Genomic DNA, 14,244 nt, shown 5'->3' with positions numbered 1-14,244 from the left:
TGGCTAGCCGATCAGCGTGTGGCGATCCAGATCAGCAGGCCTGCCTGGAACACCGCAAAGGCCACCAGGCAGGTGATGGTGAAGCGCAGCCCGCCGTCTTCGCGACGGTACTTGGCCACGCGTTCATCCCGCTCGCGGATCTGAGCTTCTTTCTCCAGCAAGGTCTGCTCGGCCTGTTGCAGCATGCCGGCCGATTCGAGGATGTCCACCCGCTGGACTTTGTCGGTGTTCCAGCCGCCCTTGAGCTGGCTGACGGCAAGCTCGGGTGTGCGCCCTTTGAGCAGCTGCCCTTCTACGTACTCGACTTCAACACCGACGCAGCGCAGCACATTGTCGCGGCGCAGGCGGGTGTCTTCGTTGAGGGCATCCTTGTTCGGCAACGCCACCGCCTCGATGCGGTAGTGCGACCAGTTGGCCTGCAGCCACTGCACCGCCTGGGCGAACAGAAACCGGCCCAGGCCGCGGTTGAGCGGCTCCATCTGCAGGCCGTTTTCTGCGCCAATGGAGACTCGTTGCAGCTCGTGATCGACGCGGATGTCGAGCTGATTCTGCTCTTTACGCACCTTTTGCCCCGGCAGGGTGATCTGCATGCGTAGCAGGCTGTGCTCTTTGCTGTGGCGCTCGGCATAACCAAACTGCACGAAGCGCAGCGGCCGCGGGCCGGTGTGGCGGTCGGTGGGCAATGGCGCCAGGCGCAGCAACTGGAAGTGCTCGGCGGCCAGATCTGCCCAGGGCAGCGGGGCGCTCTCCGGGGCTTGCGGCTCTGCGGTCGCTTCGGCGGCTGGGGCATCGGTCATTGCGGTCGTCCTCGAATCGGGGTCGGCCAGTCAAACGCGGGCCAATGCCTGCTTATCGGCAGGCGCAGGCAAGACCTGAGGGCGATCTACTCAGGCTGGTGGCAATTGCCGGATAAAAGCGACGATCCGCTGGCCAAGTTCGCGCGCCAGTGGCAGCTCTGGATTCTGGTAGGTTTCCCGCTGGCCACTGATGTCCCGCGGGCTGATGCGCAGGGTGTGGTTCATGCCATCGATCAACACCAGTTGCGCATCGGGCTTGGCCGCCTTGAGCAGTTCGGCGTCGGCCACATCCACCTGCACGTCGTTGCGGCCCTGGATGATCAGCGCCGGCACCTTGAGTTGGGCGAACGCTGCGGCCGGGTCCTGGCGCAGCAGCGAGATCAAGTACGGCTGCACGGTCGGGCGGAACACCTGGCGCAGCGGCACCGGTACGTTGAGGCTGGTCTGCCCGGCCTGCAGGCTGTCGAGCAATGCGGTGCCCTGGGCCAGTTGCGCCGGCGGCAGGCGCTGGGCCAGCTGCTCACGGATGACCTCGGCCACCGGTCGACCGCTACCGGACAGGCTGATCACGGCGCTGGCGCCGGCTTGTTCAGCGGCCAGGGTGGCAATCAGCGCGCCCTCGCTATGTCCGAGCAGAATCAGCGGGCCGAAGCGCGGGTCGGCCTTGAGCTTGTGCGCCCAGGCCACGGTATCGGCCACATATGCCTCGACGCTGAGGTTGCGTTCGTCTGGAGTCGCCGGCTGGCTGGCGGCCACGCCACGCTTGTCGAAGCGCACGCTGGCGATGTGTTCGCCGGCCAGCAGCAAGGCCAGCCGCTTGAGGTTGTCGATGCGCCCGCCCGCCGGATTGTTGCCATCGCGGTCGGTCGGCCCGGAGCCGGCAATGATCAGCACCACCGGCGGCGGGGTGTCCTGTTGTGGCAACAGCAGGCTGCCGTACAGCACACCGTTACCGGTATCGAGTTCGATCGGGCGTTGCAGAACGGTCGGGGCAGCGGCACTGGCGAGGGTGCTGCACAGCAGCAGAAGCAGGGCGGTGAGGCGCAGCATGGGCAGGGCTTCGTAGTGAGTTGAGGGTTTGACCCAGCGCTCTGACGAAGGTTCTGGCCGCTGCAGGCAACAAATCAGCCCGCAGACTCGTCGCAAGGCGGCTGCTTTCCGTATACTGCCCGCTGCACCCCATTCAGGCTGATTTCGCGGAGCGTCCATGTCCGGCAATACCTACGGCAAGCTGTTCACTGTTACCACCGCTGGCGAAAGCCATGGCCCGGCGTTGGTCGCCATTGTCGATGGGTGTCCGCCAGGTCTGGAAATCTCCCAGGCCGACCTGCAGCGCGACCTCGACCGGCGCAAGCCTGGCACCAGCCGTCACACCACCCAGCGCCAGGAGCCGGACGAAGTCGAAATCCTCTCCGGCGTGTTCGAAGGGCGCACCACCGGCTGCTCGATCGGCCTGCTGATCCGCAACACTGACCAGAAGTCCAAGGACTACTCGGCGATCAAGGACCTGTTCCGCCCGGCCCATGCCGACTACACCTATCACCACAAATACGGTGAGCGTGACTACCGTGGCGGCGGCCGCAGCTCGGCCCGCGAAACGGCCATGCGCGTAGCGGCAGGAGCAATCGCCAAGAAATACCTGGCCGGCCTTGGCATCACCGTGCGCGGCTACATGAGCCAGCTCGGCCCGATCGAAATCCCGTTCAAGAGCTGGGACAGCGTCGAAGACAACGCCTTCTTCAGCCCCGACCCGGACAAAGTACCGGAGCTCGAGGCCTACATGGACCAGCTGCGCCGCGACCAGGACTCGGTCGGGGCCAAGATCACCGTGGTTGCCGAAGGCGTCATGCCTGGCCTGGGCGAGCCGATCTTCGATCGCCTCGATGCCGAACTTGCCCACGCGCTGATGAGCATCAACGCGGTCAAAGGCGTGGAAATCGGCGCCGGCTTTGCCAGCGTCGCCCAGCGCGGCACCGAGCACCGTGACGAGCTGACCCCGCAAGGCTTCCTCAGCAACAATGCCGGCGGCATTCTCGGCGGGATCTCCTCGGGCCAGCCGATTGTCGCCCACCTGGCCTTGAAGCCGACATCGAGCATCACCACCCCAGGCCAGTCGATCGACATCCATGGCAATCCGGTTGAAGTCATCACCAAAGGCCGCCATGACCCTTGTGTCGGCATCCGCGCCACGCCGATCGCCGAGGCGATGATGGCCCTGGTGCTGATGGACCATCTGCTGCGCCACCGCGCGCAAAACGCCGATGTGCAGGTTACGACGCCGGTCCTGCGCCAGCTGTAAATTTCGCTCGCCACGGGCGGCCTGCGTACGGGCCGCCAACGGCAGTACATGACGACCCCGCCCATGCCGCCCATCCCGTACTGGCGCCTGTCCAGTTTCTACCTCTGTTACTTCGCATTGCTCGGCTCTACTGCGCCGTTTCTGGCGCTGTATTTCGATCATCTGGGATTTTCTCCGGCGCGGATCGGCGAGTTGGTCGCGATCCCCATGCTGATGCGCTGCGTGGCGCCCAACTTGTGGGGTTGGCTGGGTGATCGCAGCGGTCAAAGGTTGCTGATCGTGCGCCTCGGCGCGCTGGCGACCCTGGCCAGTTTCTCGTTGATCTTCTTCGGCAAGAGCTACGCCTGGCTGGCGCTGGTGATGGCCCTTCATGCGTTCTTCTGGCACGCGGTACTGCCGCAGTTCGAGGTGATTACGCTGGCTCACCTGCATGGCCAGACCTCGCGCTACAGCCAGGTGCGGCTGTGGGGCTCGATCGGCTTCATCCTGGCGGTGGTGGGCCTGGGCCAGTTGTTTGAATGGTTGAGCCTGGATATCTACCCGCTGGCGCTGGTGGCGATCATGGCCGGGATTTTCGGCGCCAGTCTGTGGGTGCCTAACGCCCAGCCGGTGGAGAACGCCGAACGCAGCAGGGCAGGGGGTTTCGGCCGCCAGCTGCTGGCGCCGGGGGTGATTGCCTTTTACCTGTGCGTGGCGTTGATGCAGCTCAGCCACGGCCCGTACTACACCTTCCTCACCCTGCACCTGGAGCATCTGGGCTACAGCCGCGGCAGCATCGGTTTGCTGTGGGCACTCGGGGTTGTTGCGGAAGTGTTGATGTTCATGGCCATGAGCCGGTTGTTCGCGCGCTTCTCGGTGCGCCAGGTGCTGCTGGTCAGCTTTGTTCTGGCCGGCTTGCGCTGGCTGCTGTTAGGTAGTCTGGCCGACCATGCTGGCGTGCTGATCGTTTCGCAGTTGCTCCACGCGGCCACCTTCGGCTGCTTCCATGCCGCCTCGATCGCCTTCGTCCAGGCCAGCTTCGGCGCCCGTCAGCAAGGCCAGGGCCAGGCGCTGTATGCGGCGCTGTCCGGCACTGGCGGCGCGCTTGGCGCCTTGTACGCGGGCTACAGCTGGAACCTGCTGGGCCCCAACTTCACCTTTGGTATGGCCAGCGTCGCAGCCTTCGCCGCAGCCGGTATCATTGCCACTCGAATGACCGATAGCAGGAACAGCCCTTGATGAGCATCCTCAGTGTTTTCCACCCCTCCAGCCCCGGCCAGCCGAACAAGGTTCTGACCCACCACGACGACATCGCCGCCACCTTGGCCGAGCACGGCGTGCATTTTGCCCGGCAACCTGCAGATGTACGTATCCGTCCAGGTACGCCGGATGATCAGGTGCTCGATGCCTGGCGTGAGCCGCTCGATCAGTTGCTGACCGCCAACGGTTTCAGCGCGGTCAGCCTGCTCAATCAGGAAGGTGCCGTCGAGTCGCAGATAGACCTGCGCGACGAGCATGTGCACAGCAGCGACGAGCTGTTCGCCGTTATCAGCGGACGTGCTCAAGTGGCTCTGCGTCTAGGCGAATTTGTTTTTACGGTGGTATGCGAGAAGGGCGATGTGTTGTACGTGCCGGCACAGACGCGACGCTGGATTGATCTGGGTGACTCGCCGTTTTGCCTGGCGGCGCGATTGTTCCGCGATCAGCAAGGCGTCCAAGCACAATTCACCGGGGATCTGGCAGCAAGGGAATTTTTGGGGATGGACGAACTCTGAAGGATAGTGCTGGCGAGGATTGCGGCCTCGCCAGCGCTGCAAGGCTGCTCCTGTAAAGCCTGAACAGGCTGTGCAGGATCAGCTTCGCGGAGGTGCTTTTTGCTTAGCGATAAGTCGGCAGTGCAAAGCGCTGCTGGCTTTGCAGCATGTTGATCACCGGCAGTTCGCTGGCTTGTTCAGCCAGGTCGCGGCGGATAGCGCTTATCGCCCACGACAGCTGCTCGGCACTGTGCATTTGACCATAGGTCAGTACACGGCGGGTAACCTTGCCATCGGCAGCACGCAGGGTCAGCAGGATACCGCCGTCAGGGCGTGGCTGAGTGTTGACCGAGTAGGCGGAAAAGACCGAGGCGAATTTTTGCTGGATAAGGTCCATATCAACTCCTGGCTGAATGTGTGTGCAGACGTTGAGTTGATGGTTGCAGTGACCGTGCCAGCTTTTGCCATGTAAAAAATCCCTTTAAAATCAGCAGCTTGAACCTATTTTTGATTTTGCGCCTCGTGCAGTGTGCAAGGTCATGCAATTTGCACAGTGCATTTTGCAAGGTCATAGCCGCAGCCTCTTGCCCCTATAGAATCTGAACCTTTGACCCACTGGCAGTGCCTGACCAACACTTGGGCCATCCATTTTGCCAGGAGGTTACAGATGTCCGACCAACAGCCCGCCACCATGAATGACGATGAAGCAGCCGCATTTGCCGACGAGGTGTTCGACCGCGCCCGCCGTGGCGACGCCGACATGTTAGGGCGCCTGCTCGACAGCGGCTTGCCGGTCAACCTGCGTAATCACAAGGGCGATACCCTGCTGATGCTTGCCAGCTACCACGGCCATCATCAGGCCGTGCGCGTGCTGCTCGAGCACGGCGCCGATCCGCTGATTGCCAACGACAACGGCCAGTTGCCGATTGCTGGCGCGGCGTTCAAGGGTGACCTGCCGATGATCGAGTTGCTGATCGAGCATGGAGTGCCGGTGGATGCCGCCGCTGCTGATGGGCGTACGGCGTTGATGCTGGCGGCAATGTTCAACCGCAGCGAAATTCTTGAGTTCCTGCTGGCCAAGGGCGCAGACCCGGTACGCCAGGATGTGCGCGGTGCCAACGCCCTGGCAGCAGCGCAGACCATGGGTGCGGCCGACACCGCAGCACGCTTGCAGGCGCTCGCCGGCTAACCCTCAGGGGGCGTTTGCGGCTATCCTTGGTGACATTTTTCACCTTGCAGAGCCCCCACATGAAAGACCAACTGCGCGAATTCATCAGCCTCATCGGTGCCGGCTGCATGCCCGATGACGAGATCGAGCGCATTGCCGACGAGGCCGCTCAGGCCTACGCCGACCCCACCGCATTCCTCGCTGCCAACCCAGACATCAACTACGACGACAGCTACCCGATGCCGCTGGGCGAGTGGATCGTGCTCGGCAGTTTGCCGGAGACGGTGGTGTTCATCGGTGACAGCTATCAGGAGCTGTTCCAGGCGATCAGCGAGTCGTTCGACAGCAGCGTCGCCCTCAACCTCAAGCCCAAACAACTGGCCAAGACCGAGGCGCTGACTGCGCTCAACCGCATTCAGGTGCAGATGGCTGCCTTGAACAAGGAAGCCGGTGGTTATGTACTGCTCAACTTCAGCCAGTTACTGGACGAGGAGCTGCAGATGGTCATGGTTGGCCAGCATGACCTGGCGCGGGTGCTGGAGCTGGGTCAGCAATTGAATATCAGGGTCGAGCCGGCCCTGGAAGCCTTGAAGGTTGCCGTCCACGTCTGAGCCGGGGACCGCGCGCTGGGGTTAACCCAGCGCGGTATCGAGAAACATCATCACCGCAAAACCGCCCATCAAGCCCAGCGTTGCCGAAGTCTGGTGGCCATTGCGGTGGGTTTCGGGGATCACTTCGTGGGACACCACAAAAATCATCGCGCCAGCCGCCAAGCCCATGCTGATCGGGTAGGCCAGGGCAAAGCCGGTAGAGATGCCCAGGCCGATCACCGCGCCTAGCGGTTCCATCAAGCCCGAGCCCACGGCAACCATCGCCGCTTTGAAGTTCGACAGCCCGGTCGCGCGCAGGGCCAGGGCGACTGCCAGGCCTTCGGGGATATCCTGAATGGCAATGGCGCTGGTCAGCGGCAGGCCGACAGCCATGTCGCCATTGGTGAAGCTGACGCCGATGGCCATGCCCTCGGGCAGGTTGTGCAGGGTGATTGCCAGCACAAACAGCCACACCCGATTTATCCGCTCGGCCTCCGGCCCTTGCCGGCCGACGGTTTCGTGCTCATGCGGGGTGAAGCGGTCCAGGCCGAGCATCAGCAACACGCCCAGGCCCATGCCGACCACCACGGTCAACGCTGCTGCTGCGCCGTTGCCGGTAATCTCCCGGGCTGCTTCCAGCCCCGGCAGAATCAACGAGAACGAACTGGCCGCGAGCATCATGCCGGCGGCAAAGCCGAGCATCACATCCTGGCTACGCGAGCTGACATCGCGCAGCACCACCGCCAATACCGCACCCAGTGCCGTCGCGCCAAAGCCGGCGAGGCCACCGAGCACAGCCAGGTGCAGGTTCTCCGAGTGATCGCCATTGACCGCATTCCACATGCTGGCGCCGAGCAAGCCGAGGATGGCCAGCAAGGCCAGCCCCAGGCCGGCGCTCAGCCACGGCGACGCCTGCGCATGCTGGCGCAGGCTACTGAACAGGCGGGAAACGGTCGGGCTGTCGACGGCGCTGTCGGTGTGAGCGGGGGGCATGCGAACCTCTGGGCAATGGATGAAGCAGTCTAAGCAGTGACCGCGCCTGCTCGCCAAGGATTCCCTTCTATCGACGTGATAGGCGACTATGCTCACCGGACATGACTTTATGGGGAGTATCTGCATGGGATCGACATTCAACAGCCTGATCGGCCTGATCATTCTTGCCCTGGATATCTGGGCGATCATCAACGTGGTCAAAAGCGGCGGGTCCACTGGCAGTAAACTGCTCTGGATCCTGCTGATTCTGGTACTGCCGGTAGTGGGTCTGATCATCTGGGCCATCGCTGGGCCGCGCGGTAACGTGCGCGTCTGACCTGATCGACCAGGAGCAGCCCCGTGCCAGCGCGGGGCTGACTGCGCAGTCGCCGCTTCGTGACACAATTTTCACACTGGATTAACCAGAATCCGCGCCGCACAATGCCGCGTTTGCCCTATCGCCACGACCGCTGGCAGGGCTTATGGGCGCTGTCGCCTTCCCGCAAACTCCTAGGATCTCCCCATTCATGGCTAACACGGATGCCTTGAAACAACGGGCCGTGCCGGTTCGTTCCGCGCCGACCCTGCAATCGCACCTGGCCTACACCTTGCTCTGCGGCCTGGTCATCATGCTGATGCTCAGCCTGGTACGCCTTGGCCTCCTGGTCTACAACAGCGACATGATCGGCGATACGCCGTATTCCACGGTTGCCGAGGGCTTCCTCAATGGCCTGCGCTTCGACCTGCGGGTGGTGGTGTACCTGAGCATCCCGCTGCTGCTGGCGGTCCTCAGCCCGGCCGCGATGGCAGCGCGTGGTGTATTCCGCGTGTGGCTGACGATTGCCTCGAGCGTGGTCATGTTCCTTGGCCTGATGGAGCTGGACTTCTATCGCGAGTTCCACCAGCGCCTCAACGGCCTGGTCTTCCAGTACGTCAAGGAAGACCCGAAAACCGTCCTGAGCATGCTCTGGTACGGTTTCCCGGTGGTGCGCTATCTGCTCGCCTGGGTGATCGGCACCTGGCTGCTGAGCCTGTTGTTCAAAGGCATCGATCGGCTGACCCGGCCTGCCAGCGGCGCGCTGCACGGCAACCCGCGCCCGCCTGTGGCCTGGTATTACCGCCTGGCTGTATTCATGGTGATCTTGCTGATTGCCGTGATTGCCGCCCGTGGCACCCTGCGCCAAGGCCCGCCAATGCGCTGGGGCGACGCGTTCACCACCGACTCCAACTTCATCAACCAGCTGGGCCTCAATGGCACGCTGACCCTGATCGACGCTGCCAAGAGCCGCTTCGGTGAGGATCGCGCCAATGTCTGGAAGCCAGTGCTCGATCAGCAAGTGGCGCAGCAAACTGTGCGTGACCTGCTGCTGACACCGCACGACACCCTGGTCGATGCCGACGAAGCTGCGATCCGCCGTGATTTCGTACCGCCAGCCGAGCGCACCCTGCCGATCAAGAACGTCGTGGTGATCCTGATGGAGAGCTTCGCCGGTCATTCGGTGGGCGCGCTGGGCAGCCCCAACAACATCACGCCGTACTTCGACAAGCTGGCCAAGGAGGGTCTGCTGTTTGACCGCTTCTTCTCCAACGGCACCCATACCCATCAGGGCATGTTTGCCACCATGGCTTGTTTCCCCAACCTGCCGGGCTTCGAATACCTGATGCAGACCCCTGAGGGTGGCCACAAACTGTCCGGACTGCCGGCGCTGCTCAGTGCCCGCGACTACGACGATGTGTACGTCTACAACGGCGACTTTGCCTGGGACAACCAGTCCGGTTTCTTCGGCAACCAGGGCATGACCACCTTTATCGGTCGTAACGACTTCGTCAATCCGGTGTTCTCCGACCCGACTTGGGGGGTATCCGACCAGGACATGTTCGACCGTGGCGCCGAGGAGCTGGCAAAAAACTACGGCAAGAAACCCTTCTACGCCTTGCTGCAGACGCTTTCCAACCACACCCCGTACGCGCTGCCAAAAGACCTGCCGGTAGAGCCTGTGACCGGCCAGGGCCGTCTCGACGAGCACCTGACCGCCATGCGTTACTCCGACTGGGCGCTGGGCCAGTTCTTCGAGAAGGCGCGTAAAGAGCCGTACTTCAAGGAGACCCTGTTCGTCATCGTTGGCGACCACGGCTTTGGCAACCACCAGCAGGTCACCGAGCTCGATCTAGGCCGCTTCAACGTGCCGCTGCTGCTGATCGGCCCGGGCATCCAGGACAAATTCGGTGCGGTCGACCACACCGTCGGTACCCAGGTCGACATCGTTCCGACCATCATGGGCCGCCTGGGTGGTCAGACCCGTCATCAGTGCTGGGGCCGTGACCTGCTCAACCTGCCGGAAGGCGATCAGGGTGTGGGCATGATCAAACCGTCGGGCAGCGAGCAGATCGTTGGCCTGGTGAAGGGCGACCGCATTCTGATCGAGTCCAAGGACATGACCCCGCGCATGTACCGCTACCAGCTGGGCAGCGAGTTCAAGGCCGAACTGATCGAAAGCCCGGATCAGCCCGAACTGCTGAAAAACCTCGAAGCCTACATCCAGACCGCTACCAAGAGCCTGCTCGACAACACCGCAGGCGTGGTCCACGGCACACCCAAATAGGGCGCGCTGGGGCACCGTGAAGGGCTCGTCGGGTAACCGGCGGGCCCTTTTTCATGTGCGCTTGGCGAGCGCGCTGAACAACTTCTGCAGCCAGTGGTCAAGCTAGAACGGATGTCAGTCAATTCCGTATCCACCGAGGGTTATTCGATGAAAGAGTGGGAAGTCATCTTTGCCGACCAGAAAGGTGAACCGACGACGCTGCTGCTCACCGGCGATCAGCGTCCCAGTGATGAAGAGGCGGCACGCGCAATACGCACCAAGCTTTTTCCGCTTTTGAATGAACTGGATTTGAATGACTTCCAGGACCGTAGCGACGCACCGACGGCACGCTGGCTCAAGGAGCAGAACGGCGTAACCATCAGCGACATCCGCGAAATGCCTTGAGCAGCCCCTCTGGCGTAGTGCTGCGATAAGCACTACGCTAGTCTCACGCATCGGCCTCTTCTGCGGGCCGACGCGGTTTTCTTCGCGTCTTGCATCAGCTCGATCAGCTCGGCTTGTTTGCGGCCTTTACCGGCGCCGGCAAGTGCGTAGTGCACGGAAAGTCTATCCATTGCATTATTCAGGAGGACGATTCATGAGCAGCCAGAACGACGACATCAGCAGCAATGTCCTGCGCCAGATGAAAGCTGGCGGTTTTGACTTCACCCAGATCCACCCCATCGAGTTCTATGCGGTATTTCCAGATGAAAGCGGCGCCCGCCAGGCGGCCGGGCGGTTTCGTGGCGAGTCGTTGAATGCTCAGGTACGAGAACGTGATGATGGCGGCTGGAACCTTGAGTTGAGCAAGATCATGTATGCAACCTACCGCGGCATCGGTGCTTTCGAAGAGGCCTTCGAGGGGGTGGTTTCGCCCCTCGGTGGCGAAGTCGAAGGCTGGGGCGTCAAGCACGAGCGGCAAACCGCTTAAGTGCCATCGCCATTCGCGAGTGCGCTCGCGAATGGCTCTACCTGCGGCTCAACCTTTGCGCTTGCTCATGTGCGCCAGATACGCCAGCAGCGCGTCCAGTTCCTCTTCACTCAATACACTTTCGGCAAAGCCAGGCATTTTTGCCTGCGACCACTGGCGCAAGCTTTGTGGGTCGCGGATGTATTTGCGCAAAAACGCCGGCTGGAAGTACTCGGTAGGATTGTAGGGGCGATTCAGGTCCGGGCCGAACTGCGCATCACCGGCGCCATTGAGGCGGTGGCAAGCCATGCAGTTCTGTTGGTACAGGGCAAAGCCTTGGCGTACCGGGTCGTCACTGGCAAGGCTAGCCTCGGGCAACAGTGCCGGGAAGCGTTGCTCGACCGCTGCCAGGCGGCGAATGGTGGCGATCTGGAAGGGCCATTGCTCTGGGCGGATGGCACTGGCCTTAGGGTTGGTCCAGACCAGATAGAACGGCCCGGCGGTCGCTTTGTCTTTGCCCAGTGCGGGCCATGGCTTGGCGCTGTCCTCTACCGCCAGCCACGCCTGCGCGGGGCCATTGGCCAACAGCGGCGAAGCGGGCATCTCGGCAGCAAAGCCATCCAGCGCAATGGCCTGCAGGTGTTCGCCTGGCTGCACGCCCTCAAGCAACACAGCCAAGGGCACTGCGCGGTAGTGCATGGGCCGCTTGTAGGCGACGTCTGCCGGGACGTCGATATCACTTGCCTGCGGATGGGCAAGCAGCTCGGCAGTTTGCCAATGGCGTGTGCGCTCACCCAGCTCAAGGTTCAGCTGCGCCGCAGCCACGGGCAGGCTGAGTAGCAGCGCCAGCAGGGCGAAGGTGATGCGCATAGGTAATCTCCAACCGGTGAGATCGGCAGATTACCTATGCAATGTCTGAAATAGCCACACAAGCTGTCAGCCAAACAGCCGAGAAAGGTTCGGCAAGATCAGCAGCAAGGTGGTAGCGAACAATATGAGTCCGGCTTGGCGTACTTTTGATTGTCTGAACATGGCGGACCGCCTTCTTGTTGTTATTCCTGAATAGCCGTTGGCTTCCCTTTGCCGGGTCGGGTCGATCACAGCGGCGTGGCTACACGCCGGTTCTGCTGGCTTCCTGCTTTTGGGTATACATCCAACAGTAGGGTGTAGGTTATGCATGTTTGAGAACCCTTTGTTATAAGTGCAGGCTTTGACATACAAGTTTCATTTAAGGCCACTTGCCACCAGCCCGATAAGTCTGAGCTAGACCGCTGCGCGATGGGGGTTACCAAGGGTGACACCCCTTACCGTTCGTCAGTACAGCCTACTTGCTTGTACGTGTCTTTCGCGGCAGTCTCTACAGCCAAACCCTCCTTGTGTCGTTCAGGACTATCGCTATGTCGTTACGCATCTGCATCCTTGAAACCGACGTCCTGCGGCCAGAGCTGACGGCGCAGTACCAGGGTTACGGCAGGATGTTCGAGCAGCTGTTCTTGCGTCAGTCGGTCAACCAGGCCGAGTTTCGTGTGTACAACGTGATGAACGGCGACTATCCCCCCGAGGGCGAGCGCTTCGATGCGTATCTGGTGACCGGCAGCAAGGCCGACTCATTCGGCGATGATCCGTGGATCCAGACCCTCAAGGCGTACCTGCTCAAGCTGTACGAGCGTGGCGACAAGTTGCTGGGCGTGTGCTTTGGCCACCAACTGCTGGCGCTGGTGCTCGGCGGCAAGGCCGAACGTGCCGACCGTGGCTGGGGCGTGGGCGTGCACCGCTACACCCTGGCTGCGCATGCGCCATGGATGGACCCGCAGGTAACCGAGTTGACCCTGCTGATCAGCCACCAGGATCAGGTCACTCAGCTGCCCAAAGGCGCCACGGTGATTGCTTCAAGCGATTTCTGCCCGAACGCTGCCTACCATGTGGGCGATCAGGTGCTGTGCTTCCAGGGCCACCCTGAGTTTGTCCATGATTATTCGCGCGCACTGCTCGATGCCCGCCAGGAGCACTTGGGTGACGAGGTTTACCAGCGCGCCATTGCCAGCCTCAAGCTGGAGCACCAAGGCGATCTGGTTGGCGAGTGGATGCTGCGCTTTGTTGCGCACGCACCGAGCGCCAAGGAAAGCGCCGCCTGAGGCACTTGTCAGGAGCCGCCAGCGCGGCTCCTGCTTATCCCGCTACAACCACCCCGAGCGCTTGAAACTGGCGAACAGCCCGGTGCAGCCGAGGCCGATCACGCTCAGCACGGCAAAGTAACCGTAGTGCCAGCTCAGCTCGGGCATATTCTGGAAATTCATCCCGTAGATCCCGGCAATCGCCGTCGGAAACGCCAGGATCGCTGCCCACGCGGCGAACTTGCGCTGGGTAATGCTCTGGCGTGACGACTCCAGCAGCATGCCGATCTCGATGGTCTGGCTGGCGATATCGCGAATGCTCACCAGGTCTTCCATCTGTCGGGTGACGTGGATTTGCACGTCGCGAAAATACGGGCGCATGTTTTTGTCGATGAAGGGGAAGTTCAGCCGCTGCAGCTCTTCGCTGATTTCCACCATCGGCGCCACGTAGCGGCGCAGGCGCAGGATGTCGCGGCGCAGGCTGTGCAGGCGGCGGATGTCGTCTTCCATCAGCGAACTGCTGAGCACGCTTTGTTCCAGCTCTTCGATCTCGCCGTGGATCGCTTCGCTGACCGGCTGGTAGTTCTCGGTGACGAAATCGAGCAGGGCATACAGCACGAAGTCTTCACCGTGATCGAGCAGCAACGGCCGGGCTTCGCAGCGCTGGCGCACCAGTGCGTAGGATTTGGAGTGGCCGTTACGGCAGGTGATGATGTAGCCATTACCGGCAAAGATGTGCGTTTCGATGAACTCCAGCTTGCCGTTCTGCCGCACCGGCGAATAGGTGACGATGAACAGCGCATCGCCGAAGGTTTCCAGCTTGGGCCGGCTGTGTTTCTCCAGCGCGTCCTCAATGGCCAGTTCATGCAGGTTGAACTGGCACTGCAGGCTGGCCAGCTCTTCGGCGCTGGGCGCTTCCAAGCCGATCCAGACGAAGTGGCCGGGCTTTTTCGCCCACTCGCTGCCCTCGTCGATGCTGATATTGGTGACCTTTCTTCCGGCGCTGTAAACCGCCGCTGCGACGACTCGACCCATGGCTGTCCGCTTGTTCGGTTGACTATGTCGGACAGCTTGGTCGG

General features: G+C 62.0%; 16 protein-coding genes. 10 read left to right on the top strand and 6 right to left on the bottom strand.

The window, feature by feature from the left end; all coding sequences use genetic code 11:
• Window positions 1–11 precede the first annotated feature (11 nt).
• Window positions 12–797, bottom strand: coding sequence for a hypothetical protein (locus HU736_RS10200; RefSeq protein ID WP_186700044.1), 786 nt, complete (start codon window positions 795–797; stop codon window positions 12–14).
• A gap of 90 nt (window positions 798–887) precedes the next feature.
• Window positions 888–1,847, bottom strand: coding sequence for an alpha/beta hydrolase (locus tag HU736_RS10195; protein ID WP_186700046.1), 960 nt, complete (start codon window positions 1,845–1,847; stop codon window positions 888–890).
• A 157-nt stretch (window positions 1,848–2,004) separates the two neighbouring features.
• Here HU736_RS10195 and aroC point away from each other — a divergent pair, with 157 nt between their 5' ends.
• The 3 genes from aroC (at window position 2,005) to HU736_RS10180 (ending at window position 4,850) form a co-directional block, all read left to right on the top strand.
• Window positions 2,005–3,096, top strand: coding sequence for a chorismate synthase (aroC, locus tag HU736_RS10190; RefSeq protein ID WP_186700048.1), 1,092 nt, complete (start codon window positions 2,005–2,007; stop codon window positions 3,094–3,096).
• Window positions 3,097–3,159: 63 nt separating this feature from the next.
• Entirely contained in the window at window positions 3,160–4,314 is a 1,155-nt protein-coding gene (locus HU736_RS10185) for an MFS transporter (protein WP_101321594.1), read from the top strand.
• On the top strand, window positions 4,314–4,850 hold the full coding sequence (locus tag HU736_RS10180) for an oxidase (protein ID WP_186700050.1): 537 nt from the start codon (window positions 4,314–4,316) through the stop codon (window positions 4,848–4,850). Before HU736_RS10185 ends, HU736_RS10180 begins: the two co-directional genes overlap by 1 nt.
• Window positions 4,851–4,953: 103 nt before the next feature.
• On the opposite strand, the gene HU736_RS10175 is transcribed toward HU736_RS10180, so the two are convergent.
• On the bottom strand, window positions 4,954–5,226 hold the full coding sequence (locus HU736_RS10175; RefSeq protein ID WP_103438169.1) for a DUF3509 domain-containing protein: 273 nt from the start codon (window positions 5,224–5,226) through the stop codon (window positions 4,954–4,956).
• Between the two features lie 270 nt (window positions 5,227–5,496).
• Between HU736_RS10175 and HU736_RS10170 the strand changes: the two genes are divergently transcribed.
• Both HU736_RS10170 and HU736_RS10165 read left to right on the top strand, forming a co-directional pair.
• On the top strand, window positions 5,497–6,018 hold the full coding sequence (locus HU736_RS10170) for an ankyrin repeat domain-containing protein (protein WP_101321591.1): 522 nt from the start codon (window positions 5,497–5,499) through the stop codon (window positions 6,016–6,018).
• Window positions 6,019–6,077: 59 nt separating this feature from the next.
• The gene (locus HU736_RS10165) at window positions 6,078–6,608 is read left to right on the top strand and encodes a hypothetical protein (RefSeq protein ID WP_186700052.1); all 531 of its coding nucleotides are present in this window, start codon (window positions 6,078–6,080) and stop codon (window positions 6,606–6,608) included.
• Between the two features lie 21 nt (window positions 6,609–6,629).
• Here the strand turns inward: HU736_RS10165 and HU736_RS10160 are convergent, their stop codons facing one another.
• Window positions 6,630–7,580 carry a ZIP family metal transporter gene (locus HU736_RS10160; RefSeq protein WP_186700054.1) on the bottom strand — a complete coding sequence of 317 codons (951 nt, stop codon included), beginning with the start codon at window positions 7,578–7,580 and terminating at the stop codon, window positions 6,630–6,632.
• A gap of 124 nt (window positions 7,581–7,704) precedes the next feature.
• Between HU736_RS10160 and HU736_RS10155 the strand changes: the two genes are divergently transcribed.
• The 4 genes from HU736_RS10155 to HU736_RS10140 all read left to right on the top strand — a co-directional run bounded on the left by HU736_RS10155 (window position 7,705) and on the right by HU736_RS10140 (window position 11,072).
• The gene (locus tag HU736_RS10155) at window positions 7,705–7,896 is read left to right on the top strand and encodes a PLDc N-terminal domain-containing protein (protein WP_103438165.1); all 192 of its coding nucleotides are present in this window, start codon (window positions 7,705–7,707) and stop codon (window positions 7,894–7,896) included.
• Between the two features lie 190 nt (window positions 7,897–8,086).
• The gene (locus tag HU736_RS10150; RefSeq protein ID WP_186700056.1) at window positions 8,087–10,162 is read left to right on the top strand and encodes an LTA synthase family protein; all 2,076 of its coding nucleotides are present in this window, start codon (window positions 8,087–8,089) and stop codon (window positions 10,160–10,162) included.
• A gap of 147 nt (window positions 10,163–10,309) precedes the next feature.
• Window positions 10,310–10,546, top strand: coding sequence for a hypothetical protein (locus tag HU736_RS10145; RefSeq protein ID WP_186700058.1), 237 nt, complete (start codon window positions 10,310–10,312; stop codon window positions 10,544–10,546).
• A gap of 193 nt (window positions 10,547–10,739) precedes the next feature.
• Window positions 10,740–11,072: a ribonuclease E inhibitor RraB gene (locus HU736_RS10140; protein ID WP_101321585.1), complete on the top strand. Its 333-nt coding sequence runs from the start codon at window positions 10,740–10,742 to the stop codon at window positions 11,070–11,072.
• 48 nt (window positions 11,073–11,120) lie between these two features.
• On the opposite strand, the gene HU736_RS10135 is transcribed toward HU736_RS10140, so the two are convergent.
• Window positions 11,121–11,921, bottom strand: a complete 801-nt coding sequence (locus tag HU736_RS10135) for a c-type cytochrome (RefSeq protein WP_186700060.1) — start codon at window positions 11,919–11,921, stop codon at window positions 11,121–11,123.
• 527 nt (window positions 11,922–12,448) lie between these two features.
• Between HU736_RS10135 and HU736_RS10130 the strand changes: the two genes are divergently transcribed.
• The gene (locus HU736_RS10130; protein WP_103438161.1) at window positions 12,449–13,186 is read left to right on the top strand and encodes an amidotransferase; all 738 of its coding nucleotides are present in this window, start codon (window positions 12,449–12,451) and stop codon (window positions 13,184–13,186) included.
• Window positions 13,187–13,228: 42 nt separating this feature from the next.
• Here the strand turns inward: HU736_RS10130 and HU736_RS10125 are convergent, their stop codons facing one another.
• The gene (locus HU736_RS10125; protein ID WP_103438160.1) at window positions 13,229–14,200 is read right to left on the bottom strand and encodes a magnesium and cobalt transport protein CorA; all 972 of its coding nucleotides are present in this window, start codon (window positions 14,198–14,200) and stop codon (window positions 13,229–13,231) included.
• Between the last annotated feature and the right edge of the window lie 44 nt (window positions 14,201–14,244).

Origin of the sequence: Pseudomonas shirazensis, assembly GCF_014268785.2 — a bacterium.
Classification (GTDB): Bacteria; Pseudomonadota; Gammaproteobacteria; order Pseudomonadales; family Pseudomonadaceae; genus Aquipseudomonas; species Aquipseudomonas shirazensis.
The sequence above is the reverse complement of the archived record's forward strand: the minus strand, read 5'-3'. Positions and strand labels throughout refer to the sequence as shown.